Origin of the sequence: Pseudomonas sp. zfem005 (genome assembly GCF_032621735.1) — a bacterium.
In the GTDB taxonomy this organism is placed as follows: Bacteria; Pseudomonadota; Gammaproteobacteria; order Pseudomonadales; family Pseudomonadaceae; genus Metapseudomonas; species Metapseudomonas solani.
Genome location: NZ_JAVYJE010000007.1, coordinates 42,760 through 67,039, shown reverse-complemented (window position 1 = coordinate 67,039; position 24,280 = coordinate 42,760). Strand labels below are relative to the sequence as shown.

26 protein-coding genes are annotated in these 24,280 nt (G+C 65.7%); 12 read left to right on the top strand and 14 right to left on the bottom strand.

Going from position 1 to position 24,280, the window contains the following annotated elements:
* Positions 1–10 precede the first annotated feature (10 nt).
* From RTW82_RS16370 to RTW82_RS16360, 3 genes are read left to right on the top strand one after another with little or no spacing between them, the layout of a single operon-like run.
* Entirely contained in the window at positions 11–1,726 is a 1,716-nt protein-coding gene (locus RTW82_RS16370) for a proline--tRNA ligase (RefSeq protein WP_021221438.1), read from the top strand.
* Between the two features lie 10 nt (positions 1,727–1,736).
* Complete coding sequence (locus RTW82_RS16365) at positions 1,737–2,693, top strand: hypothetical protein (RefSeq protein WP_316925731.1); 957 nt, start codon at positions 1,737–1,739, stop codon at positions 2,691–2,693.
* An 8-nt stretch (positions 2,694–2,701) separates the two neighbouring features.
* Entirely contained in the window at positions 2,702–3,280 is a 579-nt protein-coding gene (locus tag RTW82_RS16360) for a lytic transglycosylase domain-containing protein (protein WP_021221440.1), read from the top strand.
* 1 nt (position 3,281) lies between these two features.
* Here RTW82_RS16360 and RTW82_RS16355 read toward each other — a convergent pair whose 3' ends face one another.
* Positions 3,282–3,557 (bottom strand): acylphosphatase, encoded by a 276-nt coding sequence (locus RTW82_RS16355; protein WP_316925730.1) that lies wholly within the window; start codon positions 3,555–3,557, stop codon positions 3,282–3,284.
* 2 nt (positions 3,558–3,559) lie between these two features.
* Positions 3,560–4,039, bottom strand: a complete 480-nt coding sequence (locus tag RTW82_RS16350) for a TlpA disulfide reductase family protein (RefSeq protein WP_043243114.1) — start codon at positions 4,037–4,039, stop codon at positions 3,560–3,562.
* Positions 4,040–4,069: 30 nt separating this feature from the next.
* On the opposite strand from RTW82_RS16350, the gene RTW82_RS16345 reads away from it, so the two are divergent.
* Both RTW82_RS16345 and RTW82_RS16340 read left to right on the top strand, forming a co-directional pair.
* Complete coding sequence (locus RTW82_RS16345) at positions 4,070–5,479, top strand: PilZ domain-containing protein (protein WP_316925729.1); 1,410 nt, start codon at positions 4,070–4,072, stop codon at positions 5,477–5,479.
* Between the two features lie 126 nt (positions 5,480–5,605).
* Positions 5,606–5,998: a hypothetical protein gene (locus RTW82_RS16340; RefSeq protein ID WP_021221444.1), complete on the top strand. Its 393-nt coding sequence runs from the start codon at positions 5,606–5,608 to the stop codon at positions 5,996–5,998.
* Positions 5,999–6,057: 59 nt separating this feature from the next.
* Here the strand turns inward: RTW82_RS16340 and RTW82_RS16335 are convergent, their stop codons facing one another.
* Together RTW82_RS16335 and RTW82_RS16330 are read right to left on the bottom strand one after the other, a co-directional pair.
* On the bottom strand, positions 6,058–6,255 hold the full coding sequence (locus tag RTW82_RS16335; protein ID WP_021221445.1) for a hypothetical protein: 198 nt from the start codon (positions 6,253–6,255) through the stop codon (positions 6,058–6,060).
* Between the two features lie 168 nt (positions 6,256–6,423).
* Entirely contained in the window at positions 6,424–7,644 is a 1,221-nt protein-coding gene (locus tag RTW82_RS16330; RefSeq protein WP_316925728.1) for a YihY family inner membrane protein, read from the bottom strand.
* Between the two features lie 117 nt (positions 7,645–7,761).
* Here RTW82_RS16330 and arsC point away from each other — a divergent pair, with 117 nt between their 5' ends.
* Genes arsC through RTW82_RS16315 form a run of 3 tightly spaced genes read left to right on the top strand, consistent with a single transcriptional unit; the run spans position 7,762 to position 9,120 of the window.
* Positions 7,762–8,115: an arsenate reductase (glutaredoxin) gene (gene arsC / locus RTW82_RS16325; protein WP_021221447.1), complete on the top strand. Its 354-nt coding sequence runs from the start codon at positions 7,762–7,764 to the stop codon at positions 8,113–8,115.
* Positions 8,112–8,717 carry an NAD(P)H:quinone oxidoreductase gene (gene wrbA, locus RTW82_RS16320; RefSeq protein WP_316925727.1) on the top strand — a complete coding sequence of 202 codons (606 nt, stop codon included), beginning with the start codon at positions 8,112–8,114 and terminating at the stop codon, positions 8,715–8,717. The genes arsC and wrbA overlap by 4 nt, the downstream gene beginning before the upstream one ends.
* Positions 8,710–9,120 (top strand): DUF2069 domain-containing protein, encoded by a 411-nt coding sequence (locus tag RTW82_RS16315; protein WP_021221449.1) that lies wholly within the window; start codon positions 8,710–8,712, stop codon positions 9,118–9,120. Before wrbA ends, RTW82_RS16315 begins: the two co-directional genes overlap by 8 nt.
* Before the next feature lie 40 nt (positions 9,121–9,160).
* On the opposite strand, the gene hda is transcribed toward RTW82_RS16315, so the two are convergent.
* The 3 genes from hda to RTW82_RS16300 are packed head-to-tail and all read right to left on the bottom strand — an operon-like array spanning position 9,161 to position 12,044.
* Positions 9,161–9,865, bottom strand: a complete 705-nt coding sequence (gene hda, locus RTW82_RS16310; RefSeq protein WP_021221450.1) for a DnaA regulatory inactivator Hda — start codon at positions 9,863–9,865, stop codon at positions 9,161–9,163.
* Positions 9,862–10,956 carry an AI-2E family transporter gene (locus RTW82_RS16305; protein ID WP_316925726.1) on the bottom strand — a complete coding sequence of 365 codons (1,095 nt, stop codon included), beginning with the start codon at positions 10,954–10,956 and terminating at the stop codon, positions 9,862–9,864. Before RTW82_RS16305 ends, hda begins: the two co-directional genes overlap by 4 nt.
* 44 nt (positions 10,957–11,000) lie before the next feature.
* A complete protein-coding gene (locus tag RTW82_RS16300; protein ID WP_316925725.1) occupies positions 11,001–12,044 on the bottom strand; it encodes a DUF2066 domain-containing protein in 1,044 nt (347 codons plus the stop codon).
* 242 nt (positions 12,045–12,286) lie between these two features.
* Here RTW82_RS16300 and purM point away from each other — a divergent pair, with 242 nt between their 5' ends.
* The 4 genes from purM to RTW82_RS16280 all read left to right on the top strand — a co-directional run bounded on the left by purM (position 12,287) and on the right by RTW82_RS16280 (position 15,141).
* Entirely contained in the window at positions 12,287–13,345 is a 1,059-nt protein-coding gene (gene purM, locus RTW82_RS16295) for a phosphoribosylformylglycinamidine cyclo-ligase (protein ID WP_021221453.1), read from the top strand.
* Positions 13,345–13,995 carry a phosphoribosylglycinamide formyltransferase gene (gene purN, locus RTW82_RS16290; RefSeq protein WP_316925724.1) on the top strand — a complete coding sequence of 217 codons (651 nt, stop codon included), beginning with the start codon at positions 13,345–13,347 and terminating at the stop codon, positions 13,993–13,995. Before purM ends, purN begins: the two co-directional genes overlap by 1 nt.
* 12 nt (positions 13,996–14,007) lie before the next feature.
* Positions 14,008–14,721, top strand: coding sequence for a DUF3108 domain-containing protein (locus RTW82_RS16285; protein ID WP_043243121.1), 714 nt, complete (start codon positions 14,008–14,010; stop codon positions 14,719–14,721).
* Positions 14,722–14,868: 147 nt separating this feature from the next.
* Complete coding sequence (locus RTW82_RS16280) at positions 14,869–15,141, top strand: Rho-binding antiterminator (protein ID WP_021221456.1); 273 nt, start codon at positions 14,869–14,871, stop codon at positions 15,139–15,141.
* Between the two features lie 183 nt (positions 15,142–15,324).
* Here RTW82_RS16280 and RTW82_RS16275 read toward each other — a convergent pair whose 3' ends face one another.
* The 7 genes from RTW82_RS16275 to RTW82_RS16245 all read right to left on the bottom strand — a co-directional run bounded on the left by RTW82_RS16275 (position 15,325) and on the right by RTW82_RS16245 (position 24,191).
* Positions 15,325–15,864: a DUF2058 domain-containing protein gene (locus tag RTW82_RS16275; protein ID WP_021221457.1), complete on the bottom strand. Its 540-nt coding sequence runs from the start codon at positions 15,862–15,864 to the stop codon at positions 15,325–15,327.
* Between the two features lie 20 nt (positions 15,865–15,884).
* Complete coding sequence (gene mazG / locus RTW82_RS16270) at positions 15,885–16,715, bottom strand: nucleoside triphosphate pyrophosphohydrolase (RefSeq protein ID WP_316925723.1); 831 nt, start codon at positions 16,713–16,715, stop codon at positions 15,885–15,887.
* A 146-nt stretch (positions 16,716–16,861) separates the two neighbouring features.
* Positions 16,862–19,111: a GTP diphosphokinase gene (gene relA, locus RTW82_RS16265; protein WP_021221459.1), complete on the bottom strand. Its 2,250-nt coding sequence runs from the start codon at positions 19,109–19,111 to the stop codon at positions 16,862–16,864.
* A gap of 83 nt (positions 19,112–19,194) precedes the next feature.
* Positions 19,195–20,550 carry a 23S rRNA (uracil(1939)-C(5))-methyltransferase RlmD gene (gene rlmD / locus RTW82_RS16260; RefSeq protein WP_316925722.1) on the bottom strand — a complete coding sequence of 452 codons (1,356 nt, stop codon included), beginning with the start codon at positions 20,548–20,550 and terminating at the stop codon, positions 19,195–19,197.
* Positions 20,537–20,737 (bottom strand): hypothetical protein, encoded by a 201-nt coding sequence (locus RTW82_RS16255; protein ID WP_148304259.1) that lies wholly within the window; start codon positions 20,735–20,737, stop codon positions 20,537–20,539. Before RTW82_RS16255 ends, rlmD begins: the two co-directional genes overlap by 14 nt.
* Positions 20,734–21,636, bottom strand: a complete 903-nt coding sequence (gene cysM, locus RTW82_RS16250; protein WP_021221461.1) for a cysteine synthase CysM — start codon at positions 21,634–21,636, stop codon at positions 20,734–20,736. Before cysM ends, RTW82_RS16255 begins: the two co-directional genes overlap by 4 nt.
* 230 nt (positions 21,637–21,866) lie before the next feature.
* The gene (locus RTW82_RS16245) at positions 21,867–24,191 is read right to left on the bottom strand and encodes a TonB-dependent siderophore receptor (RefSeq protein WP_316925721.1); all 2,325 of its coding nucleotides are present in this window, start codon (positions 24,189–24,191) and stop codon (positions 21,867–21,869) included.
* Positions 24,192–24,280: the final 89 nt, after the last annotated feature.

Sequence of the window (24,280 nt, the reverse complement as noted above, 5' to 3'; positions counted from 1 at the left end):
ACGGCCAAACATGCGTACCAGTCAGTACCTGCTCTCCACCCTGAAGGAAACCCCCACCGACGCGGTGGTGATCAGTCATCAGCTGCTGCTGCGCGCGGGCATGATCCGCAAGCTGGCCTCCGGTCTCTACACCTGGTTGCCGATGGGGCTGCGCGCGCTGCGCAAGGCCGAAGCCGTGGTGCGCGAGGAAATGAACGCCGCAGGCGCCCTCGAAGTGCTGATGCCGGCCATCCAGCCCGCCGAACTCTGGCAGGAATCCGGCCGCTGGGAACAGTACGGCCCCGAGCTGCTGCGCCTGAAGGACCGCCATGGTCGCGAGTTCTGCGTCGGCCCGACCCACGAGGAAGTCATCACCGACCTCGCGCGCAACGAGCTGAACAGCTACCGCCAGCTGCCCATCAACATGTACCAGGTGCAGACCAAGTTCCGTGACGAGATCCGTCCGCGCTTCGGCCTGATGCGCGGCCGCGAATTCATCATGAAGGACGCTTACTCCTTCCACGCCTCCCAGGAATCCCTGCAGGACACCTACGACGTCATGTACGGCGCCTACTGCAAGGTGTTCACCCGCCTGGGCCTGAACTTCCGCCCCGTGCAGGCCGACAACGGCTCCATCGGTGGCAGCGGCTCCCATGAATTCCACGTGCTCGCCGACTCGGGCGAGGACGACATCGTCTTCAGCGACAGCTCCGACTACGCGGCCAACATCGAGAAGGCCGAAGCCGTACCGCGCGAAACCTCCCGTGGCGCCGCCACCGAGGAACTGCGCCTGGTGGACACCCCCGACACCAAGACTATCGCTGCCTTGGTCGAGAACTTCGGCCTGGCCATCGAGAAGACCATCAAGACCCTGGTCGTGCACGGCGCCGAAGAAGGCACCCTGGTCGCCCTGATCGTCCGCGGCGACCACGAGCTGAACGAAATCAAGGCTGCCAACCAGGCCCTGGTCGCCAGCCCCCTGGTTTTCGCCAGCGAAGAGGAACTGCGTGCCGCCATCGGCGCCGGCGCCGGCTCCCTGGGCCCGCTGAACCTGCCCATGCCCTGCATCATCGACCGCTCCGTGGCCCTGATGAGCGACTTCGCCATCGGCGCCAACATCGATGACAAGCACTACTTCGGCGTGAACTGGGAACGCGACCTGGCCGTTCCGGAAATCGCCGACCTGCGCAACGTCGTCGCCGGCGACCCGAGCCCCGACGGCAAGGGCACCCTGGTGATCAAGCGCGGCATCGAAGTGGGTCATATCTTCCAGCTCGGCACCAAGTACAGCGAAGCGATGAACCTCAGCGTACTGGGCGAGAACGGCAAACCCGTCACCCTGATCATGGGCTGCTACGGCATCGGCGTATCCCGCGTGGTCGCCGCCGCCATCGAACAGAGCTACGACGAACGCGGCATCCTCTGGCCGGACGCCCTGGCGCCCTTCCAGGTTGCCCTGGTACCGCTCAAGTACGAAACGCCCGCCGTCAAGGAAGCCACCGACAAGCTCTATGCCGAGCTCACTGCCGCTGGCATCGAGGTGCTGCTGGACGACCGTGACAAGAAGACCAGCCCCGGCGTGAAGTTCGCCGACATGGAACTGATCGGCATCCCCCACCGCATCGTGGTGAGCGAGCGCGGCCTGGCCGAAGGCAACCTGGAATACAAGAACCGCCGCGAGACCGACAGCCAGGCTGTCGCCGTCGACGAGGTTCTGTCCTATATCACAGCCCGCGTCCGTCGCTGATCGAGAAGAAATGTTCAAGCGTAGTTCCATCCGCCTCACCGGCGCCGCCCTTGGCGGCGCCCTCTTCCTCAGCGGCTGCGCCAACCACCTGCCCCAGCGGGCGGAACACGAGGAGCGCGTCGAGCGCAAGCTGCTCAACCATGAGCTGCAGATCGACGTCGGCGAGCCCCGCGTGCTGGAACTGCCGCAGCGCCGCGTGCGCGTGAACGAGCAGAAGACCTTCGAGGTGACCGAGTTCGAGGTCACCCGCCGCTACGACCGCTACACGCCCTACCAACCCTGGCGCGAACTCTATGAAGTACCGCTGGGCGCAGTAGCGGTAGTGGCAGGCGTCGGCGCCAACGTACTCAACGTGGTGCTTCTCGGCAGCCTGCCCGATACCGCCACCAAGGACTGGATCAGCTACGGCTTCGCCGGGCTCAACCCCTTCATGAACGTCGAGTCCAATGGCCGCTCCGAGCAGAACCTGGCCAGCCTCGACGAGCAGCAGCGCGACAAGCGCGTCGAATACTCCAGCCTGCCCTGGGCCGAACGCCCGGTACTGGTGACCGCCGGCAAGCAGAGCAATGAACTGCTCACCGACCGCCACGGCGTGCTGCGCCTGAACCTGCTCGATGGCCCCTTCGCCGAACAGGACACCAGCCGCATCGGCAAGCTCCTGCTCAGCGTCGAAGACCCGCTGGACACCACTCGCGCCGAAGCCACGCTGATGGTCAGCCGCAGCCTGCGCAGCAAACTGCAGGAAGCCCATGCGCTGATCTTCGAAGACCTCGAAGACGACGAGGTGCCGCAATGGGTGCACCGGGTCAAACGCCTGTCCGAGCTGGGCCTGGAAGAGGAAGCCAGCGAGCTCGAACAAAGCCTGATCGAACTGACCCGCAATGACCCCGAGCTGCAGCAGGAATTCCTCAAGGCGCTGATGAAGGACGCCGGCCGCCTGGCAGCCGATCCTGGCGAAAGCGACTGAGCCACCCCGTGCCCGCGCCCTGGCGAACCCTGCTCCTGAGCGGCCTGCTGGCGCTGGCCCTGCCCGCCTCCGGCAATCTGCGCCAGGCGCCGGAACCCGAGCTGCGGGAACTGCTGCAACACACGGTGGCCGAGGCCGATAGCTTCGGCGACCGTTTCGACGCCGAAGTCTGGCTGCTCGACATGTCCACCCGCCTGAAACGCTACGTGCCCGACCCGGCGCAGCGCCTCGACCTGCTCAGGCTGGTGCACCACGAAGCCAGCAAGGCCGGGCTCAGGCCTGACCTGGTACTGGCGCTGATCCATGCTGAAAGCCGCTTCGATCGCTTCGCCATCTCATCCGTAGGCGCGCAGGGAATGATGCAGGTGATGCCCTTCTGGAAAGCCGAACTGGGCCGCCCCCAGGACAACCTCACCGACAACGCCACCAACCTGCGCTACGGCTGCACCATTCTCAGCTACTACCTGAAGAAGGAACGGGGCGATATCAACCGGGCTCTGGCCCGCTACAACGGCAGCCTCGGCGAGAACTGGTACCCGGCCAAGGTGGTCGGGCTCTGGCAGGACATCTGGTACGTGCGCCCCTGACCTAGCGCCGCACGATGAACCCGGCGATACCCTGCAAGGGTTGCTCCGTCAGTTCCACCGCATCGACCTTCGCCCCGCTCGGGCCTTGCTCGAGCCAGGCGGCCAGCTCGCGAACCGCGCCCTCCTCGCCTTCGAACAGCACCTCGACGCGACCATCCGCAAGGTTACGCACCCAACCGTCCAGATCGAGGCGGTCCGCCTCCTCCTGGGTCGACTGGCGGAAACACACGCCCTGGACCTTGCCGCTGACATAACCGTGCAGGCAGATGCGCGCCATGCTTACTTTCCTTCCTTCAGTCTGGTCAAGTGCCCGGAAAGCCCGGCAGCGGTCTGTTCGCCCATCAGGCGCTCACGCACCTGGCCCTGGGGGTCAATGATATAGGTCACCGGCAGCGCCTCGCTGCGCGGCAATTTGTAGCGCTCGGCCGGGTCCTGGGCGAGCACGGTGAAGTCGATGCCCATCTGCTGGGCAGCTTTTTCCAGCTCGGCCCCCTGCAGGCCGTCGAAGTTGACGCCCAGCACCCGCGCACTGCCACCCTTGAGCTGCCCGGCCAGGGCGTTGAGCTCGGGAATCTCGGTACGACAGGGCCCGCACCACTCCGCCCAGTAATTAATCACCAACCACTGGTTTTCGAGGCCGTCAGTCGCTACCTTCTGTCCATGCTGATCGAGGCCGACGTCATCCGAACAACCTCCCAGCAACAGCCCGGCACCCATGAGAATGAGCGCCCCGAAAACAGCCTGGAGTCGTGATCCCATGCAATCGATCCTCGTGTACGCAGGGTTGATATGACGCTGGATGCCCTGTGCCTGGAAGTGCCGGACATCCTCGAAGAGGACACCCCTATCCTGGCGGGCCTGAACCAGTTCCTCGCCGAAGCGCGCCTGCAGCCCCAGGATGGCGCGCTGCAGGAGGTGCTCGGGCGATTGTTCCGACTGAACCGGAGTGCGGTGACCTTACTCGAAAGGCAACGGGCGCTGCAAAGCTTCAGCGAGGAATACCGCCACTACGCCACGGCCTATGAACAGGGCGCCCTGCCGCCGATGCTGTTCCTGCGCCTGTGCAGCGAACTGGCCGCCGGCTTCAAGCGCCTGCTGCTGCAGATACTCCAGGGTCGACAGCCTTCCCGACCGCACCTGGCATGGTGCCTGTACATGGCCCAGCATTTCATCGCGCAGACGCTGATGCGCCACTACCAGCACTACCAGGAGCCGCCCGGCTCGCTGTGGCGCGACAGCCATCTGCTGTTCTGGATCGGCGAGCACCAGGAATGCCTGGACGAGCCGGTCGCCGCAGCCTTCCGCCCGGTGCCCGCCAGCACCCTGCGCGGCCTCTACCAGCAGGTGCTGCTGCTAGCCCTGAGCAACCCCTTCCACCTCACCGAAGGCGAATGCACGCTGCTGTTCGGCGCCCTTGCGCCCCTGGCCGGCCTGGCGCACCTGCTGCCCTGGGATCAGGAAGACGATAGCGACGGTGCAACGATCGACCTCACCGAGGCGCAACCCTATGTGCCCCAGGACCGCCTCGACAGCATCATCGCCGGCCCCTACCTGCGTCGCCTGGAACTGGGCCCCCTGCTGATCGCCCTGCATGAACCCGCGCCCCTGCAAAGCAGCGCCGAGCACGAACTGCTCGAGCGTGTGCGGCAGAACTGGCTGGGCCGCCAGCAGCGACGTCATCCGCGTACCGAATACGAAGGCTCCTGCAGCATGGTGGTGGGCCTGCCCGCCATCCACGCCCAATTGCTGGCGCAACGCCCGGCCAGCCTGGATGCGCAGATGCTCGACTCCAGCGCCGGTGGCGCCCGGCTGCTGTGCCACGCCGACCAGGGCGCGCAACTGCCGGTAGGCCAACTGACCCTGCTGCTCAACAGTGGCACGCCGACCCTGGCACTGGTGCGCTGGCGGCACACCAACCAGGAAGGCCTGCATCTCGGCCTGCGCTACCTCAAGGGCCTGCCACGGCCGGTCTGGCTGCGCCGGGCCCCCAACTCGCAGACCCACCCCGGCGTGCTGCAAAGCACCCCGGCCCCTGGAAATGGCTGGCATCACGGCCTGTGGCTGCCCAAGGATCAGTTCGTGGGGGGCGAACACCTATGGCTGCAGCTCGCCAGCGTGCACAACCAGGCCATCCTGCCGCTGCCCGAGCCCAACCTCAGCACCGCCATGGTCGCGCGCTATCCGCTGAAAATGGCCTGATCGGCGAAAGTGCGAGACGGGTCACGCCGCTCATCGGCGAAGCGCACAGTTTCATCCGGGCACCCTCCCTATAATTCCCCGCACTAACCGTACGAACGTTCCGCTATCAGCCTGGAAACCCCCCTAATGTCCCAGAATCAAGACAAGCTGATCGGCCCCGTGCCGTCCCGCATCGTCGAGGCGGCACGCCCGATCGTGACCCCCTACGAGGGCCGGGTCGCCGAATTCAATATTGCCGCCTGGCTGCAGTTGCCTGGCCTAGCCACCCTGCCGGTATCGCTGCTGGTCAGCTACCGCGATGGCGAAATCCGTCGCGAAGTCGCGGTGGACCACGGCAAGGTCAACGCCCACGGCAAGATCCTGCTCTCAGGCATCGCCCGCATGCCCGTGAAGCACAAGATCGAAGACATGCAGGTGCGCCTCAAATCGGCGGTCACCGTGCAAGGCCTGCTGGTGGAAGAACTCTTCGTCCAGGCCGTCGAGCAGGCCGGAGCGGACAGCCGCCAGGCGCTCGCCTGATCGGCCACAAGGGCTGAATACGAAAACCCCGCGCCTGTCGCGGGGTTTTTCATTTTCACTCAGGCGCGAGCAGCGCCATTGCTGGGGGTTGGCGGCTCCTGGTCCTCTTCCCGACGGGCTTCGGGTACGGGCGCGGGGGGAACCAGGGATTCGGGCCATTGCGAGAACTGCAGGCCGGTGATCCGGTTCAGGCGCTCGAGCGCCTCCTGCGGATCACGCTCATGGAGATGGACAACTTTGCCCTTGGCCTTACTCATAGAACACTTCTTTCCTTGGCTTATCCCTGCCTAATGGCAGAGTGACAGCAAACTCTCCCTGAGATTGCCAGAAACGTGCCATTTTCCACCTCCCCGCGCTTTCTGGCTCTGGCGCCAGGTAGAGACGGAAATGACAGCTGGCAATATGCCGCAAACTGCCCTTTTTTGTCACTCCGATGCAGGCCGCAACCAGCCCGCCAGGCTGCCGTCGAACAGCGCCTGCTGCTCCTGCTGCAAGGCCTCCAGGGCAGCCTTCAGCGGCGGGTACCAGGCTTCGTCGAGGTGCTCCGGCAGTTGCGCCGGGCGCGGCAACGGCCAGGGACAGTGGCTGAGCAACTGATGCAGGCTGTAGCTGTTCAGGTCACGGGAAAGCACCCAGGAGCCCCCGCCCACCCGACAGACCAGGTGCTGGCCTTCGAGCAGCTCCATGAACTCCAGCCACTCGTCCTCCGGCAGCAGCCAACCGGCACGCTGCACATCCAGGTGCCGTGCCGGCAGGCCGCGGATCTGGCGGTCATGCATCACCCGCAGGATGCCCATCAGGGACAGCAGGCGCGGCATCTGCCGACGTCGCCAATGGCGCGAACCGGCCAGGTTGCACACCAGTTCCGCACCGAAGAGCACGATCACCCAGGACACATAGACCCACAGCAGGAACAACGGCACGGTAGCGAAGGCGCCGTAGATCAACTGGTACCCCGGGAAAAAGCTCACATAGAGCCCGAACAGCGCCTTGGCGGACTCGAACAGCAGGGCCGTGAAGGCGCCACCGATCAGCGCATGGCGGATCGGCACCCGGGCATTGGGCACCGCCGCATACAGCAAGGTGAAGGCCGCGACGTTGAACAGCAGCGGCGTGAAGCCCAGCAGGATGCGGGTACCGGCAATCTCGTTGAGGCTGGAAAGCAGCGACAGCGAGGTGATGTAGGTGCTCACCGCGAAGCCCGTGCCCAGCAGCAGCGGCCCCAGGCTGAGGATCGCCCAGTACAGCAGGAAGCTGGAAACGCCCCGGCGCGGCTGGCGCACCCGCCAGATGGTGTTGAACGCCTTCTCGATGGTCACCAGCATGGTGAAGGCGGTCACCGCCAGCAGCGCCACGCCCACCCAGGTCAGGTGCCGGGCCTGCAGGGTGAAGCCTTGCAGGTACTCCTGCACCGCCTCGCCACTTGAGGGCACGAAGTTATGAAAAATGAAGCGCTGGATCTGCTCGCCCATGCCCTGGAAGGCCGGAATCGCCGAGAGCATGGTGAAGGTCACGGTCATGATCGGCACCACCGCAAACAGGCTGGTATAGGTCAGCGCGGCTGCGCTGTTCATGCCGTGGTCACTGAGAAAGCGATGCAACAGGAAGCGCCAGAACTCTTCCACGTCTTTGATGCGTTGGCGCATTCCATCTCCTTAGTTGCTGGGTGCCCTGTCCGCTGGCCGACTCGACACGCAAGGTTCAGACCTGCGCCCGGACGCGGTTAGAATAGCCGCCTCCCACAAGGCCTTGCGACCCCCGCCATGACCGAAATGACGCTGTATCACAATCCCCGCTGCTCGAAATCACGCGGCGCCCTGGAACTGCTCGAAGCACGCGGCCTCGTACCGCATGTCGTGCGCTACCTGGAAACCCCACCCAGCGTCGCCGAAATCGAAACCCTGCTCAGCCGCCTCGGCATCGGCGCGCGCCAACTGCTGCGCACCGGCGAGGACGAATACAAGAGCCTCGGCCTGGACGACGCCGGCCTCGATGACGCCGCACTGGTCGCCGCCATGAGCGCTCACCCCAAGCTGATCGAGCGCCCCATCCTGGTGGTGGGCGACAAGGCCGTGATCGGTCGCCCGCCGGAGAAGATCCTGGAGATCCTGCCTTGAGCGCGCCCTACATCCTGGTTCTCTACTACAGCCGCCATGGCGCCACCGAGCAGATGGCCCGACAGATCGCCCGGGGCGTGGAACTGGGTGGCATGGAGGCGCGCCTGCGTACCGTGCCCGCCGTCTCCACCGAATGCGAGGCGGTCGCCAGCGACATTCCCGCCGACGGCCCGCTCTACGCCAGCCTCGACGACCTGAAGAACTGCGCCGGCCTGGCCCTCGGCAGCCCGACCCGCTTCGGCAACATGGCCGCCGCGCTCAAATACTTCCTCGACGGCACCAGCAGCCTCTGGCTCAGCGGTGAACTGGTGGGCAAACCCGCTGGCGTCTTCACCTCCACCGCCAGCCTGCACGGCGGCCAGGAAAGCACCCTGCTGTCCATGCTGCTGCCGCTGCTGCACCACGGCATGCTGATCACCGGCCTGCCCTACAGTGAGCCTGCCCTGCTTTCCACCAGCGGTGGCGGCACGCCCTACGGCCCCAGCCACTACGCCGGAGCCGACGGCAAGCGCGCCCTCGACGAACAGGAAATCACCCTTTGCCGCGCCCTGGGCCAACGCCTGGCGACGACTGCGATCCGCCTGGAGAACCCCCGTGGCTAAGCAACCCAAGATCCTCCCCGAACTGAGCTGGCTTGCCCCGCGCCTGGCCATCAGCCGCGCCCTGAGCCTGTTCGCCTTCTTCGGCCTGGCCCTGCTGCTGGTGGTCTGGACCCTGGTCTACGCCGAACTCAACGGCGCCCGCCCCTGGGTGGTGCTGAGCATCGAGCTGCTGCCGCTGGCGCTGCTGGCGCCGGGCATGGTCCTCGGCAACGCCCGCGCCCATGCCTGGGCCTGCTTCGTGATCAACCTGTACTTCATCCAGGGCGTGCTGGCGGCCACCGACCCGAACCGCGCACTGTTCGGCTGGCTGATGGGCGGGCTCAGCCTGCTGCTGTTCTGCGCCGCGCTGCTCTACACGCGCTGGCGCTTCCAGTACAACCGCAAGCTGGCCGGGGAAAGCTGAAGGGAAATGCAAAACGGCGCGGCCGTGAGCCGCGCCGGGCTCACCAGCCCAGGGTTTCCTTGAGGAAGGGAATGGTGAGCTTGCGCTGGGCCTGCAGGGAGGCCTGATCGAGACGTTCGAGCAATTCGAACAGGGCGCTCATGCTGCGTGACCCGCGGGTGAGGATGAAACGCCCGACCTCGTCGGTCAGGTGCAGGCCACGGCGCGAGGCGCGCAGTTGCAGGGCGCGCAGCTTGTCCTCGTCGGACAGCGACTGCAGCTGGAAGATCAGCGCCAGGGTCAGGCGTGATTTCAAATCCGGCAGCTTCACCGGCAACCCGCGCGGCGCGGTATTGGCCGCCAGCAGCAGCTTGCGGCCGGAATCGCGCAGGCGGTTGAACAGGTGGAACAGCGCCTCTTCCCAATCCGCGCGACCGACGACCGCGTCGAGGTCATCGAGGCAGACCAGCTCGCACTGCTCAAGGTTGTCGAGGATCGCCGTCCCGTATTGCGCCAGCTCCGCCAGGGGCAGATAGACCGCCTGCTCGCCACGCTGCTCGAAGCGCAGGCACGCCGCCTGCTGCAAGTGGCTGCGCCCAACACCCTCCCCGCCCCACAGGTAGATCAGGCTTTCGGTCCAGCCGGCATCGGCCTCGCAGAGGCGCTCGACATAGCCGAGCGCCGCGGCGTTGGCGCCGGGGTAGTAGTTGGCAAAGGTCGCGTCGTCACGCAGGCGAATGCCGAGGGGAAGCTGAATGGGTTTCATGCCGAATCGCTGGGTTCGTCGGAACCGCTGCCGGTCTCTCCGTAAAGTTGGGAAAGTTTATATAAATCATGAGCATGACGCAGCAAAACCATGATCACCGCTGCAACAGGCAGCGCCAGCAGCACGCCGGTGAAGCCAAACAACTGGCCACCAGCGAGTATGGCGAAGATCACCGCCACCGGATGTAGGCCGATGCGATCGCCCACCAGCAGCGGCGTCAGCAGCATGCCTTCGAGCAATTGGCCGATGCCGAACACCACCGCGACGCCGATCAGCGGGTACAGATCGAAGCCGCCGAACTGGAACAGCGCGGCCGCCACGGCAGAGCCGAAACCGACCACGAAGCCCATGTAGGGAACGATGCTGGCCAGCCCGGCGAGCAGGCCGATCAGCAGGCCGAGGTCCAGCCCGATGGCCATGAGCCCGACGGAGTAGATGACGCCCAGCGCCAGCATCACCAGCAGCTGGCCGCGAATGAAGGCACCCAGCACTTCATGGCATTCGCCCGTCAGCTTCAGCACCAACCCCTCGCGGTTGCGTGGCAACAGGCCGCGCAGCTTGGCCATCATCAGGTCCCAGTCACGCAGCAGGTAGAAGCCGACCACCGGGATCAGCAGCAGGTTGCCGATCCAGCCCACCAGCGCCAGCCCGGATGCGGTGGCGCTGGCCAGTAGCACGCCGACCACATCGGTGGTCTGGCCTAGGTGGCCGCTGATCACTTCCTTGAGCTTGTCGAAACGCCAGAAGCCCTGGGGCAGCCCCAGCTTGGCCTGGACCCAGGGCAGCGCGCTGTTCTGCAGCCAGTCGAGCATCTGCGGCGCCAGCTCATAGAGGCGCACCAACTGGCGACCCAGCATGGGCACGAGGACCAGCAGCAACGCCAGGAGGATCAGGCTGAACAGGGTGAATACCGCCACCACGCCCCAGGTGCGCGACAGGCCCAGGCGCTCCAGCCGGTCCACCAGCGGGTCGCCCAGGTAGGCCAGCAGCATGCCCACCAGGAACGGGGAAAGAATGGGGTGCAGCTGATACAGCAGCCAGCAAAGAAGCAGGACGCCCCCCAGCCAGAGCCAGCGACGCGAATCGGTCATGGGAAATCCTCAGCCTTGAGTTACGGGAGTGGCCGTCCGGGCCCTCACCAGTGGAATCGCAATACCGGGTCACGCGGCTGCACCTGCGGCGCAGGGGCAGCGCCCGGGGTGGCCGGAGCCTGGCCGGCATCCACCGGAGCGGCCTCGGCGGGCGACTCCTGCAAACCGTTCAGTGCCAGTTGGGCACGCAGTTGTTCGCTGCTGGCGTTGACCTGGTAGCGCAACAGATCGCCTTCGACCTGCACCAGGCGGGCGCCGAACGGCTCCAGCGCGCGGGACAGTTCGGCGTAGCGCGCAAGGTCAGCGCCCTTCACTTCCAGGATCTGGCTCTGGCCGACACCCGCCGCCACCACGAAACGCGGCGCCAGGCGCTGGCTCACGGCGAGCAGCACGGCGTCGGCCAGGGCGCCCTGGTTAGCAGCTTCCAGGGTGCCCTGGTCGCGGTTGTCACCCAGCCACAGGTGCCATTGCGCCTTCCACTTGCCATCGGCTTCGCTGGCCAGCACGGCGAGCAAGGCATCGGCGGAATAACGTTCGGAGGCCGGGCGCAGTGCCTCGGGGTCGGTCGCCACCAGGGCTTCCGGGGTGGCCACCAGTTGCTCGCTGAGGTCGGCCAGCGGCAGGCGCAGGGGCAGGCCGCGGTGTTGGGCGGCATCACGCAGCGGCTTGGCGGCTTCCTGGGCATCGCCCACCAGGCTGGCCCCTTCGCTGCTCTGGTTCAGCCACCAGCCAAGGATCGCTGGGCGGTTGGCGCCCCACAGCGGTACGCCGGCCTGACGCAGGGTGCGCTCGGTGGTCACGGGGTCGAAATCCACCAGCAGGGACTGGCCTTCGTAGCCGAACTGGCTGATCAATTGCTGCGGGTTCTTGCGCGCCTCGGCCAGGGCCGGGTTGTCCAACGCCTTGGCATCGCCGGCCAGGCGGATCACCAGGGTCTCCAGCGCGCGGTTCAGGGCCTGGTCACGGTCCGCCGGCTGCTGCGAAGCCACGGGCTCGCGCACCTGGTAGAGGCCGCTGACCGTTTCGGCGAAGGCCGGCAGGCTGGACAACGGCAGGCAGACCATGAGCAGGCGGGCGATCAGGCGCATTGAAGACTCTCGACATTCTGTTGGGCGGCGGCTGGCCGCGAGTGAAGGGCTATACCTTAAACAGGCCCAACCTCACGGGCAACGGGCCGGGGGCCGGGCGAGCACTTATTTGAACGCTTTTCGCCAACGCCGACCGCTGCCGATGGCTGCTATGGGCCAAGCCTGATAAAATCGCGCGCCTTCGCAAACCGGCAGCCAGACTTGCCGGTTGATCCTCGAATTTCCCCTATAGGCCTGGATTTATGAGCAAGCAACCCTCCCTGAGCTACAAGGACGCCGGTGTGGACATCGACGCAGGCGAAGCCCTGGTCGAACGCATCAAAGGCGTGGCCAAGCGCACCGCGCGCCCTGAAGTGATGGGCGGCCTGGGTGGCTTCGGCGCCCTCTGCGAAATCCCGGCTGGCTACAAGCAGCCCGTGCTGGTCTCCGGCACCGACGGCGTCGGCACCAAGCTGCGCCTGGCGCTGAACCTGAACAAGCACGACAGCATCGGCCAGGACCTGGTCGCCATGTGCGTGAACGACCTGGTGGTCTGCGGCGCCGAGCCGCTGTTCTTCCTCGACTACTACGCCACCGGCAAGCTCAACGTCGACGTGGCTGCCACCGTGGTCACCGGCATCGGTGCCGGTTGCGAACTGGCCGGCTGCTCCCTGGTAGGCGGCGAGACCGCCGAGATGCCCGGCATGTACGAAGGCGAAGACTACGACCTGGCCGGCTTCTGCGTCGGCGTCGTGGAAAAGGCCGAAATCATCGACGGCTCCAAGGTCGCCACCGGTGACACCCTGATCGCCCTGCCCTCCTCCGGCCCGCACTCCAACGGCTACTCGCTGATCCGCAAGATCATCGAAGTCAGCGGCGCCGACATCGAGAGCGTGCAACTCGACGGCAAGCCACTGGCCGACCTGCTGATGGCGCCGACCCGCATCTACGTCAAGCCGCTGCTCAAGCTGATCAAGGACACCGGCGCGGTGAAGGCCATGGCCCACATCACCGGCGGTGGCCTCACCGAGAACATCCCGCGCGTGCTGCCCGAAGGCGCCCAGGCGGTGATCGACGTCGCCAGCTGGCAGCGTCCGGCCGTGTTCGACTGGCTGCAGGAAAAAGGCAACGTCGATGAGCACGAGATGCACCGAGTACTCAACTGCGGCGTCGGCATGGTCATCTGCATCGCCCCCGAGCAGGTCGACGTGGCCCTGGAAACCCTGCGCGCCGCTGGCGAGCAACCCTGGGTCATCGGCCAGATCGCCGCTGGCGTCGAAGGCAGCGAACGCGTCGTCCTGAACAACCTGAAAAGCCACTGATGTCCGACCGCTGTGATGTGGTGGTGCTGATCTCCGGTTCCGGCAGCAACCTCCAGGCCCTGATCGACAGCAGCTCCACAGCCGACAGCCCGGCACGCATCCGCGCGGTGATTTCCAACCGCGCCGATGCCTACGGGCTGGAGCGCGCCCGCCAGGCGGGGATCGCCACCCAGGTGCTCGACCACAAGCAGTACGAAGGCCGCGAGGCCTTCGATGCGGCACTGGTCGCAGCCATCGACGCTTATTCCCCGCGCCTGGTGCTGCTGGCCGGCTTCATGCGCATCCTCACCCCTGGTTTCGTACGTCACTACCAGGGCCGCCTGCTCAATATCCACCCGTCCCTGCTGCCCCTGCACAAGGGCCTGCACACCCACCAGCGCGCGCTGGAAGCCGGTGATGCCGAGCATGGCTGCAGCGTGCACTTCGTCACCGAGGAACTCGATGGGGGCCCTCTGGTCGTACAGGCGGTAATCCCGGTAGAGTCTGATGACACACCGGAAAGCCTGGCCAGACGGGTGCATGTGCAGGAACACCGTATCTACCCGCTGGCCATGCGCTGGTTCGCCGAAGGTCGCCTGAGCCTGGGCGAGCAAGGCGCGCTACTGGATGGCCAAGCGCTGCCCCCCTGCGGGCAGCAACTGCGTAACTAGGAGATTTTGCCGATGCGTCGTGCCCTGTTGTTGCTCCTCGCCCTGTTCACCTTGCCGGTCACCGCGGCCGAGCTGAAACCCTTCGAGGCCAGCTACACCGCCGACTGGAAGACGATGCCCATCAGCGGCACCGCCGGCCGCAGCCTGAAGAAGCTGGACGACGGCCGCTGGCAGCTGGATTTCGAGGCCTCCATGCTGGTGGCCAGCCTGACTGAAACCAGCGTATTCCGCCTGGAAAACAACGCCTTCCTGCCCCAGACCTACCGCTTCAACCGCAGCGGCCTGGGCAAGAGCAAGCAGATCGAACTGGACTTCGACTGGAGCCAGAAGCAGGTGATCGGCAGCGATCGCGGCGACCAGGTGCGCGTGCCCCTGAACCGTGGCCTGGTGGACAAGTCCACCTACCAGTTGGTGCTGCAGCACGATGTCGCCGCCGGCAAGAAGAGCATGAGCTACCAGGTGATCGACGGCGACGAGGTCGAGACCTATGACTTCCGCGTCCTCGGCGAGGAGAAGGTCGAGACCAAGGCCGGTACGGTCGATGCCATCAAGGTCGAGCGCGTGCGCGACCCCACCCAGAGCAACCGCAAGACCACCCTCTGGTTCGCCAAGGACTGGGGCTACCTGCTGGTGCGCCTGAACCAGGTGGAGAAGGACGGCAAGGAATACCAGATCATGCTCAAGGACGGCACGGTCGACGGCCGCAAGGTCGAAGGCGCCCAGTAAGGCGCCCAGTAAGGCGCCAGCGTTGCCGAGAAGCCGGGCCATTGCCCGGCTTTTTCATGCCCTTACAAAGGTGGGCTGGCAGCACGCCTCCACGGGTATAGGATGATCGGCAACCCTGGATCGAGACTCCCGCCCGAGGAGACCGAGATGAGCCACTACCTGCCCCTGTCCTGCGAACTCTATGACTTCATCGAGATCGCCTGCCTGCACCGCTACCAGTTGCTGATCGAGCTGGACGACGGCGCCAGCCTGGAAGCCCGCGCGGTGAACACCGAGACCACACCGGCGAAGGAAGAGTTCTTCCTCGTCCAGGGCGAGGCCGGCCCCGAGCGCCTGCGCCTGGACCACATCACCGCCATCACCCCGCTGACCGAAGGCGCCAGCTTCGGCCGGGTGCTGCTGGGCAACCAGATCTGCTGACGCCTCCACGCCCCGGGCTGAAGCCCGGGCTACAGGCTGCACCGCCCCAACTCCTTGTAGGTCGGGTGCAACCCGACAAGCAGCGGGCACCGGGTTACGCGGGTTTCACCCGCCCTACCGTCACCGCCAAACGCCCATGAAAAAGCCGGGCATCGCCCGGCTCTCTTCATGCCTGCACCGCACTCACCACATCAGGTCGTCCGGCACCTTGTACGCGGCGTAGGGATCGTCCGCATCGGCTTCTTCGGTGGGGGTGTTGAGCAGCAGGATGCGGCGCGGGTCGCGCTCCTGGATACGCAGCGCAGCATCGCGGGGGATGATCTCGTAGCCGCCGCCATGCTGGACGATGGCCAGGGAGCCACGGCTCAGCTTGTCGCGGACCATGTCGTTGACGGCGATGCGCTTGACCTTCTTGTCGTCGACGAAGTTGTAGTAGTCCTCGGTGGTCAGCTTGGGCAGGCGCGAGCTGTCGATGAGCTGCTTGATCTGCGCCGAGCGGGCCTTCTGCTCGGCCTTTTCCTGCTGCTGGCGGTTCAGTTCCTGGTCACGGGCGACCTTCTCGGCCTGTGCCTGAAGAGCGGCCTGGCGCTGGCTGTCATCCTTCTCGACCTGGTTCTTCTTCTCCAGGCGCTGTTGCTTCTGCTGTTGCTTGCCGGCCTGCTTGACCTGCTTTTCATTGACCAGCCCGGCTTTCAGCAGTTGGTCACGGAGGGAAAGGCTCATGGGTAATTCAGTCTCTCTGCTTAGCAGCCAAGGGCGGCTTTTTCCTGTTTCTTGGCTTCGCCCCACAGGGCATCCAGTTCGTCCAGGGTGCAATCTTCAATGGGACGACCCGCTTCACGCAATGCCTGTTCGATGAATCGGAAGCGCCGCTCGAATTTACCGTTGGCTCCACGCAAGGCGGTTTCCGGGTCCACCTTGAGATGGCGCGCCAGGTTCACCACCACGAACAGCAGGTCGCCGATCTCATCGGCGACGGCGGCGGGGTCGTTGTCGGCCATCGCCTCCAGCACCTCGTCCAGCTCCTCGCGCACCTTGTCCACCACCGGCAGCGCCTCGGGCCAGTCGAAGCCGACCTGGGCCGCACGCTTCTGCAGCTTGGCCGCGCGGCTCAGGGCCGGCAGCACGGCGGGCACATCGTCCAGCAGGGACAGTTGCTCCGGCGCGGCGGCCTTCTCGGCGCGCTCCTCGGCCTTGATCTCCTCCCAGCGCTGCTTGATGGCGGCCTCTTCCAGGCGCGCCATGTCCGGCGCGCCGTACAGGTCGCCATCGGGGAACACATGGGGATGGCGGCGCACCAGCTTGCGGGTGATGGCGTCGACCACGGTGGCGAACTCGAAACGGCCCTCCTCCCGCGCCAGCTGGCTGTAGTAGACGACCTGGAACAGCAGGTCACCCAGCTCGCCCGGCAACTGCTCGAAGTCGCTGCGCTCGATGGCATCGGCCACCTCGTAGGCTTCCTCGATGGTGTGCGGGACGATGGTCGCGTAGTCCTGCTTCAGGTCCCAGGGGCAACCGTACTGCGGGTCACGCAGCCGGGCCATCAGGTGCAGCAGGTCGTCGAGTCGGTACATGGCGGAATCCTGTGAATGCCCAAGGTGCTCTGAGCGTGACGAGCGAAGGACTGGCTAGGCGGAATGGGGCCAGAAAAGCGGAGTTGGCTATTGCCAATGAGCATTTTCTGACCCCGTTCCAACAACGCCAGACCGAGCGCAGTAGTTCAGGCAGCGCGGTTACGGCGGGCTTCGATAATATTGGGCAGCTGCGAGATCCTGGCCAGCAGGCGCCCCAGCGCATCCAGCCCGGGAATCTCGATGGTCAGCAGCATGGACGCGGTGTTGTCTTCCTTGTTCGAGCGGGTGTTCACCGCCAGCACGTTGATGCGCTCGTTGAGCAGCACCTGGGAGACGTCGCGCAGCAGGCCGGAACGGTCATAGGCACGGATGACGATGTCCACCGGGTAGGTCTGCACCGGCACCGGCCCCCAGCTGACCTGGATCATCCGCTCCGGCTCGCGGCCGGCCAGTTGCAAGGCCGAGGCGCAATCCTGGCGGTGGATGCTGACGCCACGCCCGAGGGTGATGTAGCCGACGATGGGGTCGCCCGGCAGCGGCTGGCAGCAGCCCGCCATCTGGGTCATCAGGTTGCCCACGCCCTGGATCTGGATGTCGCCACGCTTGCCCGGCTTGTACTGGCCGGTCGCGCGGCGGGGAATCAGCTCCAACTGCTCGCTGGCGCCACGTTCCGGCTCCACCAGCTGCTGCGCGCAATTGACCACATGGGCCAGGCGCAGGTCGCCGGCACCCAGCGCCGCATGCATGTCTTCGGCGGTGCGCAGGTTGCACTTCTCGGCGAGCTTCTCGAAGTCCACAGGCGGCAGGGCCAGGCGGGCCAACTCGCGTTCGAGCATGGCCTTGCCGGCGGCGACGTTCTGGTCGCGGGCCTGCAGCTTGAACCAGTGGACGATCTTCGCCCGCGCGCGGGAGGTGGTGATGTAGCCGAGGTTGGGGTTGAGCCAGTCACGGCTGGGCGAACCCTGCTTGCCGGTGATGATCTCCACCTGCTCGCCGGTCTGCAGGCTGTAGTTCAGCGGCACGATGCGGCCGTTGATCTTCGCGCCCCGGCAGTTGTGGCCGATCTCGGTGTGCACGCGGTAGGCGAAGTCCAGCGGTGTCGCGCCCTTGGGCAGGTCGATGGCATGGCCGTCGGGGGTGAAGACGTAGACCCGGTCGGGCTCGATGTCCACCCGCAGCTGCTCGGCCAGGCCGCCGATATCACCCAGTTCCTCGTGCCATTCCAGCACCTGGCGCAGCCAGGAAATCTTCTCTTCGTAATGGTTGGAGCTGGATTTGACGTCGGTGCCCTTGTAGCGCCAGTGGGCGCAGACCCCGAGCTCGGCTTCCTCGTGCATGGCGTGGGTGCGGATCTGCACCTCCAGCACCTTGCCGTCCGGGCCGATCACCGCCGTGTGTAGGGAGCGGTAGCCGTTCTCCTTGGGGTTGGCGATGTAGTCGTCGAATTCCTTGGGAATGTGGCGCCACAGGGTGTGCACGATGCCGAGCGCGGTGTAGCAATCACGCACCTCCGGCACCAGCACGCGCACGGCACGCACGTCGTAGATCTGGCTGAACTGCAGGCCCTTGCGCTGCATCTTCCGCCAGATGGAATAGATGTGCTTGGCACGCCCGCTGATATCGGAGCGGATGCCGGTCGCGGCCAGCTCCTCGCGCAGCTGGTTCATCACATCGGCGATGTACTGCTCGCGATCCAGGCGGCGCTCATGCAGCAGCTTGGCGATCTGCTTGTACTGGTCCGGCTCCAGGTAGCGGAAGGACAGGTCTTCCAGCTCCCACTTGATATGGCCGATGCCCAGCCGATGGGCCAGGGGCGCGTAGATGTCGAAGACTTCGCGGGCGACGCGGTGGCGCTTCTCGTCGTCGGCGTTCTTCACCTCGCGGATGGCGCAGGTCCGCTCGGCCAGCTTGATCAGGGCAACGCGCACGTCGTCGACCATGGCCACCAGCATTTTGCGCAGGTTCTCCACCTGGGCCTGGGTGCCCAGCACCAGGGACTGGCGCGGGCTGAGGCTGGCGCTGATGGCGGCCATGCGCAGCACGCCCTCGATCAGCTTGGCCACCACCGGGCCGAAGCGCTGGTTGACCTCGGGGAGCGGGATCTTGCCCTCGCGCACGCCACGGTAGATGACCGCAGCCACCAGGGATTCCTGGTCCAGCTTGAGATCAGCGAGGATCTCGGCGATCTCCAGGCCGGTCTGGAAACTCGAGGTGCCTTCGGCCCAGAGGTTCTGTGCGGCATTGGCCTGCTGCTCGGAGTCCCGGGCGAATTCGCAGGCCTTTTTCAGCACCTCGCGGTCCAGCACCGGATCGAGACTGAGGACATGGTCCAGCCACGCCTCGAGGTTGATACTGCCGTCGGTATTGACCGGCTGTTGCGCTCTGACCTGTACCATCTTGCCTTACCTTCCCTACGACGTACGCCCGTCACGCCGAATGTTCGCCAGCCTCTCTGGGCCAGTCGGATTACGCGAGCATCCTAGCCCGCCTCGAATAACGCCATGGCCTCGACATGGGCCGTCTGCGGAAACATGTCGAGGATGCCGGCTCTCCTGAGCCGATAACCCTGTCGGACCAGCTCGGCACTGTCACGTGCCAGCGTCGCCGGGTTGCAAGACACATACACCACGCGTTTCGCGCCGAGCTCGCCAAGGTGACGGGCGATCTCAAACGCGCCATCGCGCGGCGGGTCCAGCAGTACCGCATCGAAGCCCTGGGCAGCCCAACGGGCCTCGGCCAGCGGCTTCGACAAGTCGGCCTGGAAAAAGTGCGCATTCTCCAAACCATTGGTTACAGCATTGCCGCGGGCGCGTTGGACCATGACGTCCACACCTTCCACCGCCACCACTTCGCGCGCCTGGCGCGCCAGTGGCAGGGCGAAATTGCCGAGCCCGCAGAACAGGTCCAGCACCCGCTCGGAAGCCTGTGGTGCCAACCAGTCTAGCGCCTGGGCGACCATCGCTTCGTTGACCGCGGCGTTGACCTGGACGAAATCCCCCGGTCGGTATTCCAGCTCCAGACCCCATTGTTCCAAACGGTAACCCAGGCGCGCGGCGGCATCGTCCGGCTGCGGTTCGCCCGCACCGTGGAGCCACAGCTGGGCCTGGTGTTCGGCGCAGAAATGACGCAGACGCTGCAGGTCCGCCTCACCCAGGGGCTGGGTATGGCGCAGCAGCAGCGACGAGGCATTGCCGTGAAAGAGCTCGACATGACCGAGGGCTTGCGGCCTTTCCAGGCTGCGCAGCAGTTGCGGTAACGCACGGACGATGGACTGCAAGGGCTGTACCAGCACGGCGCAATCGTCGATGCCGACGATCGACTGGCTGGCGGCGGCGCGGAAGCCCACATCCAGGCGCGCGGCCTTGGCGTCCCAGCGCACAGCAATGCGCGCGCGGCGGCGGTAGCCCAACTCGGGCCCCACCAGCGGCGCGGCCCAGGCTTCGGGCTCGAGCCCGGCGAAGCGCGCCAGCTGTTCGGCCAACGTGCGCTGTTTCAGGGCAAGCTGCTCGGCATGGGGCAGGTGCTGCAGGGTGCAACCGCCGCACTGGCCGGCGTGGGCACAAGGCTCGACGCGGCGCAGCGGGCTGGCGACCAGCACCTTCTCCGCACGGGCTTCGACTATCTGGGCGCGGGCACCGAGCACACGGCTCTCCACCTCTTCGCCCGGCAGCGCGCCGGAAACGAACCAGGTGCGTCCGTCGACAAAGGCGATGCCGCGGCCATCGTTGGCCAGGCGCTCGATGGCCAGGCGCTGCTTCTTGCCGGTGGGCACCTGCTGCGCCGGGCGCGAGCCGCCACTGGGCTGGAACCGCAGGCCACCACTACGCTTGGCCATCTTTCACACTCTTGGGCAGGAACCAGGGGCGCTGCAGCAAAACCGACGGCGCATAACGGGAAACGGCCGGAGCGGCGCCCAGGGCGATGCCCCGGCCATTGCCGCTCACGGGGTGCAGGTGAATGCGATAGGCGCGCAGCGAGTAACGGCCTGCGCAGCCATCGGGACGGGGAATGACGAGTTTCACGGGATCGGGTCGTACACGCCGGTGGACAGGTAGCGGTCGCCGCGATCGCAGATGATCGCCACCATCACCGCGTTCTCCACTTCGCGGGACAGGCGCAGCATGGCCGCCACCGAACCGCCGGAGGAGACGCCGCAGAAGATGCCTTCCTCGCGGGCCAGGCGGCGCATGGTCTGCTCCGCTTCGACCTGGGCCATGTCGACGACGCGGTCGACGCGATCGGCCTGGTAGATCTTCGGCAGGTATTCCTCGGGCCAGCGGCGGATGCCGGGAATGGCCGAGCCTTCCTGGGGTTGCAGGCCGACGATCTGGATCTCGGGGTTCTGCTCCTTGAGGTAGCGCGAGGTGCCCATGATGGTGCCGGTGGTGCCCATGGAACTGATGAAGTGGGTGATGCTGCCCTGGGTCTGGCGCCAGATCTCGGGGCCGGTGCCCACGTAATGGGCCTCGGGGTTGTCGCCGTTGGCGAACTGGTCCAGGACCTTGCCGCGGCCTTCGGCCTGCATGCGCTCGGCCAGGTCGCGGGCGCCTTCCATGCCCTCTTCCTTGGTGACGATGATCAGCTCGGCGCCGTAGGCGGTCATGGCGGCCTTGCGCTCGGCACTCATGTTGTCCGGCATGATCAGGACCATCTTGTAGCCCTTAATCGCCGCTGCCATGGCCAGCGCGATGCCGGTGTTGCCCGAGGTCGCCTCGATCAGGGTGTCGCCGGGCTGGATGGCGCCGCGCAGTTCGGCGCGGGTGATCATCGACAGGGCCGGGCGGTCCTTCACGGAACCCGCGGGGTTGTTGCCTTCGAGCTTGACCAGGAGGGTATTGCTGGTATCTCCGCCCAGGCGCTGCAGGCGCACCAGCGGAGTGTTGCCGATGCAGTCGGCGATGGTTGGGTACTGCAGGGTCATGGCGAGGTTCGCAATCCAGACGCAGGGGGTGCACATGATACCGGCAAACCGGCGGAGGCCATATCGCAGGAACGTATCGCGTTATGCCATGAGGCTATAAGCATGGAACCAGCGGCTATGGCCGACGCATCGCTTGCCCTCTTCTATATAGAGGCCGCTGAACGACGAAGCCCCGGCAGCGGGTGCGGCCGGGGCTTCGTTGGCTGAAGGAGCGGCCAGGGCCGCACCGGTCAGAAGTGGAAGTTGGTGCTCAGCAGTGCCGTGCGACTCGCCGCCTGGTTGGCGAAGTGGCTGGAGTAGGCCTTGTCGTAGTAGGTCTCGTCGGTGAGGTTCTGCACGTTCAGCTGCAGGTCGACGTTCTTCGTCAGCTTGTAGGCGACCATCGCGTCGTAGCGCCAGTAGGACGGGGCGTACACGGAGTTGTTGTTGTCGCCGAACACGTCGTCCACATAGAAGGCGCCACCGCCGACGGTCAGCTGCGGCAGGACCTGGTAAGTGGTCCACAGGCTGAAGCTGTTCTTCGGCGTGTTGGGCATCTCGTTGCCCTTGGCGGCGTTGGTGATGCTGGTGACCACACCGGTACGGTTGCCCACCGCGCCCGGGTCGACCAGTTCGCTGTCCAGGTAGCTGTAGCCGGCGAACACCTGCCACTTGTCGGTCAGCTTGCCGCTGGCGCTCAGCTCGAAGCCGTCGACACGGGTCTTGCCGGCGTTCTCGTAGGTGTAGTTGCTCACCAGGATGCGGGTGTTCTCTTTCTCCGTACGGAAGATCGCAGCGGTCAGCGACAGGCGCTCATCCAGCAGGTCCCACTTGGTGCCCAGCTCGTAGTTGACGGTCTCTTCCGGCTCCAGGTCGCTGACGATGCTGGTCGGAGTGCCCACGGACGTCGGCAGGCCGTTGCCCTCGGTGCCCTCGCCGAGCATGGCGCCCGGCGGGGTCGCGGAGGTGGCGTAGGAGGCGTAGATGCTGCCGTTGCTGGCCGGCTTCCACACCAGGCCCACCTGGTAGTTGACGAACTCGGACTTGTCGGACGCCTTGAAGGTAGTGGCACCCGAGGCCGCCTTGGTCTTGGCATCGGTCTCGAAGCTGTCGTAGCGCAGGCCCAGGTTGAGGATCCACTGCGGGTCCAGCTCGATGCTGTCGAACGCGTAGATCGCGCGGGTGTCACCCGTTGTGACGGTTCCTGAATAGTCGCGCGCCACGCTTCCGGCCCAGGGGTCATCCGGATTGGGGTTGCCCAGGGAGGTGCAGTTGTAACCGGTGCTCGCGCCAGTGGTCGGGCAGTTGAGGTTACCGGTGCCTACCGAGTTGGCCACTGTGTAGGTGGAACGATCGGACTCCTCGCGGGACAGTTCGATGCCCGTGGAGAAGCTGTTCTTGAAGCCCGCCAGTTGGAAGTCACCGAACAGGTCGGTCTGGTTGGTGGTGGTGGCGGTGTTGCCCACACGGGTGTTGGCGCGGCGCCATACGTTGCCATTGCGCACGTTGCCTTTGCTGTCGTCCGGCTGGGTCAGGATGTAGTCCTGCATGCTGTTGCCATGGCGCAGGGTGTTCTTGATGGTCAGCGAGTCGGTCAGGTCGTGCTCGATGGCGATGGTGGCGATGTCCGCCCGGGTCTTGCGGAAGTCACGGTTGGTCAGGCCATAGAAGTTGCTGCTGTCGCCGCCGTCGACCGGCTTGTCGGGGCTGGCCGCAGTGTGGGTGGTACCCACCGAGTAGCCATAGGGAATACCCGAGTCCGGCAGGTCGTTGCTTTCCATGTGGTAGAAATCGAGGTTCAGCCGGGTGTCGGTGCCCAGGCCGAAGGCCAGCGAGGGCGCGACGCCCCAACGGTCGTAGTTGACCTTGTCACGGCCGGCGACGTTGCTTTCGTGGCTCATCAGGTTGAGGCGGAACGCCGCAGTGTCGAGGAACTGCTGGTTGATGTCGGCGGTGTAGCGCTGGGTCTGGTCGGAGCCCCAGGTGAAGCCGCCGTCGATGGAGTCGCCCAGGTGCGCCTTCTTGGTCACCAGGTTGAGGCTGCCGCCGGCCGAGCCGCGGCCGCCGAAGGAAGAGTTCGGGCCCTTGCTCACTTCCACTGACTCGATGGCGAAGATCTCGCGGGTCTGTGCGCCGGTGTCACGCACGCCGTCCAGATAGGTATCGGACTGGGCATCGAAGCCCCGGATGAAGGGGCGGTCGCCCTGGGGGTTGCCCCCCTCGCCCGCGCCCATGGTGATGCCGGGAACGGTGCGCAGGGCATCCTGCAGGGACAGCGCGCCGGTGTTCTTGATCACCTGCTGCGGAATCACGGTGACCGAGCGCGGGGTGTCCACCAGCGGCGCGGTGTATTTCTGCGAGGCGGAACGCTGGACCTGGTAGTCCTCGCTCTCGATCTGCTCGCCCACCACCGAGGTGGCATCGAGGGAAATCACGCCATCCTTCTCGCCGTCCTTCTTTTCCGGCTGTGCGGCATGGACGACCGGCGCCATGGAGGCGGCCGACAGGGCGACGCCGATGGCGGAAGCCAGCAGGCGCTGGGCAGAAACAGTGGACTCGAGCAGCTGACGCGACATCGTTTTCCCTCCCCAGGGATTTCAGAGGTCGCGGAATCTATTTCAAAATATTTACAGTAGCAATTGCCAAGAATTCTCATTTGCGTCTT

Bases quoted from the DNA above. Each gene is read 5' to 3' on its own strand.
- RTW82_RS16370 (WP_021221438.1), top strand. From the start codon at position 11: ATGCGTACCAGTCAGTACCTGCTCTCCACCCTGAAGGAAACCCCCACC.
- RTW82_RS16365 (WP_316925731.1), top strand. From the start codon at position 1,737: ATGTTCAAGCGTAGTTCCATCCGCCTCACCGGCGCCGCCCTTGGCGGC.
- RTW82_RS16355 (WP_316925730.1), bottom strand. From the start codon at position 3,557: ATGGCGCGCATCTGCCTGCACGGTTATGTCAGCGGCAAGGTCCAGGGC.
- RTW82_RS16350 (WP_043243114.1), bottom strand. From the start codon at position 4,039: ATGGGATCACGACTCCAGGCTGTTTTCGGGGCGCTCATTCTCATGGGT.
- RTW82_RS16345 (WP_316925729.1), top strand. From the start codon at position 4,070: ATGACGCTGGATGCCCTGTGCCTGGAAGTGCCGGACATCCTCGAAGAG.
- RTW82_RS16340 (WP_021221444.1), top strand. From the start codon at position 5,606: ATGTCCCAGAATCAAGACAAGCTGATCGGCCCCGTGCCGTCCCGCATC.
- RTW82_RS16335 (WP_021221445.1), bottom strand. From the start codon at position 6,255: ATGAGTAAGGCCAAGGGCAAAGTTGTCCATCTCCATGAGCGTGATCCG.
- RTW82_RS16330 (WP_316925728.1), bottom strand. From the start codon at position 7,644: ATGCGCCAACGCATCAAAGACGTGGAAGAGTTCTGGCGCTTCCTGTTG.
- arsC (WP_021221447.1), top strand. From the start codon at position 7,762: ATGACCGAAATGACGCTGTATCACAATCCCCGCTGCTCGAAATCACGC.
- hda (WP_021221450.1), bottom strand. From the start codon at position 9,865: ATGAAACCCATTCAGCTTCCCCTCGGCATTCGCCTGCGTGACGACGCG.
- RTW82_RS16305 (WP_316925726.1), bottom strand. From the start codon at position 10,956: ATGACCGATTCGCGTCGCTGGCTCTGGCTGGGGGGCGTCCTGCTTCTT.
- RTW82_RS16300 (WP_316925725.1), bottom strand. From the start codon at position 12,044: ATGCGCCTGATCGCCCGCCTGCTCATGGTCTGCCTGCCGTTGTCCAGC.
- purM (WP_021221453.1), top strand. From the start codon at position 12,287: ATGAGCAAGCAACCCTCCCTGAGCTACAAGGACGCCGGTGTGGACATC.
- purN (WP_316925724.1), top strand. From the start codon at position 13,345: ATGTCCGACCGCTGTGATGTGGTGGTGCTGATCTCCGGTTCCGGCAGC.
- RTW82_RS16285 (WP_043243121.1), top strand. From the start codon at position 14,008: ATGCGTCGTGCCCTGTTGTTGCTCCTCGCCCTGTTCACCTTGCCGGTC.
- RTW82_RS16280 (WP_021221456.1), top strand. From the start codon at position 14,869: ATGAGCCACTACCTGCCCCTGTCCTGCGAACTCTATGACTTCATCGAG.
- RTW82_RS16275 (WP_021221457.1), bottom strand. From the start codon at position 15,864: ATGAGCCTTTCCCTCCGTGACCAACTGCTGAAAGCCGGGCTGGTCAAT.
- mazG (WP_316925723.1), bottom strand. From the start codon at position 16,715: ATGTACCGACTCGACGACCTGCTGCACCTGATGGCCCGGCTGCGTGAC.
- relA (WP_021221459.1), bottom strand. From the start codon at position 19,111: ATGGTACAGGTCAGAGCGCAACAGCCGGTCAATACCGACGGCAGTATC.
- rlmD (WP_316925722.1), bottom strand. From the start codon at position 20,550: ATGGCCAAGCGTAGTGGTGGCCTGCGGTTCCAGCCCAGTGGCGGCTCG.
- cysM (WP_021221461.1), bottom strand. From the start codon at position 21,636: ATGACCCTGCAGTACCCAACCATCGCCGACTGCATCGGCAACACTCCG.
- RTW82_RS16245 (WP_316925721.1), bottom strand. From the start codon at position 24,191: ATGTCGCGTCAGCTGCTCGAGTCCACTGTTTCTGCCCAGCGCCTGCTG.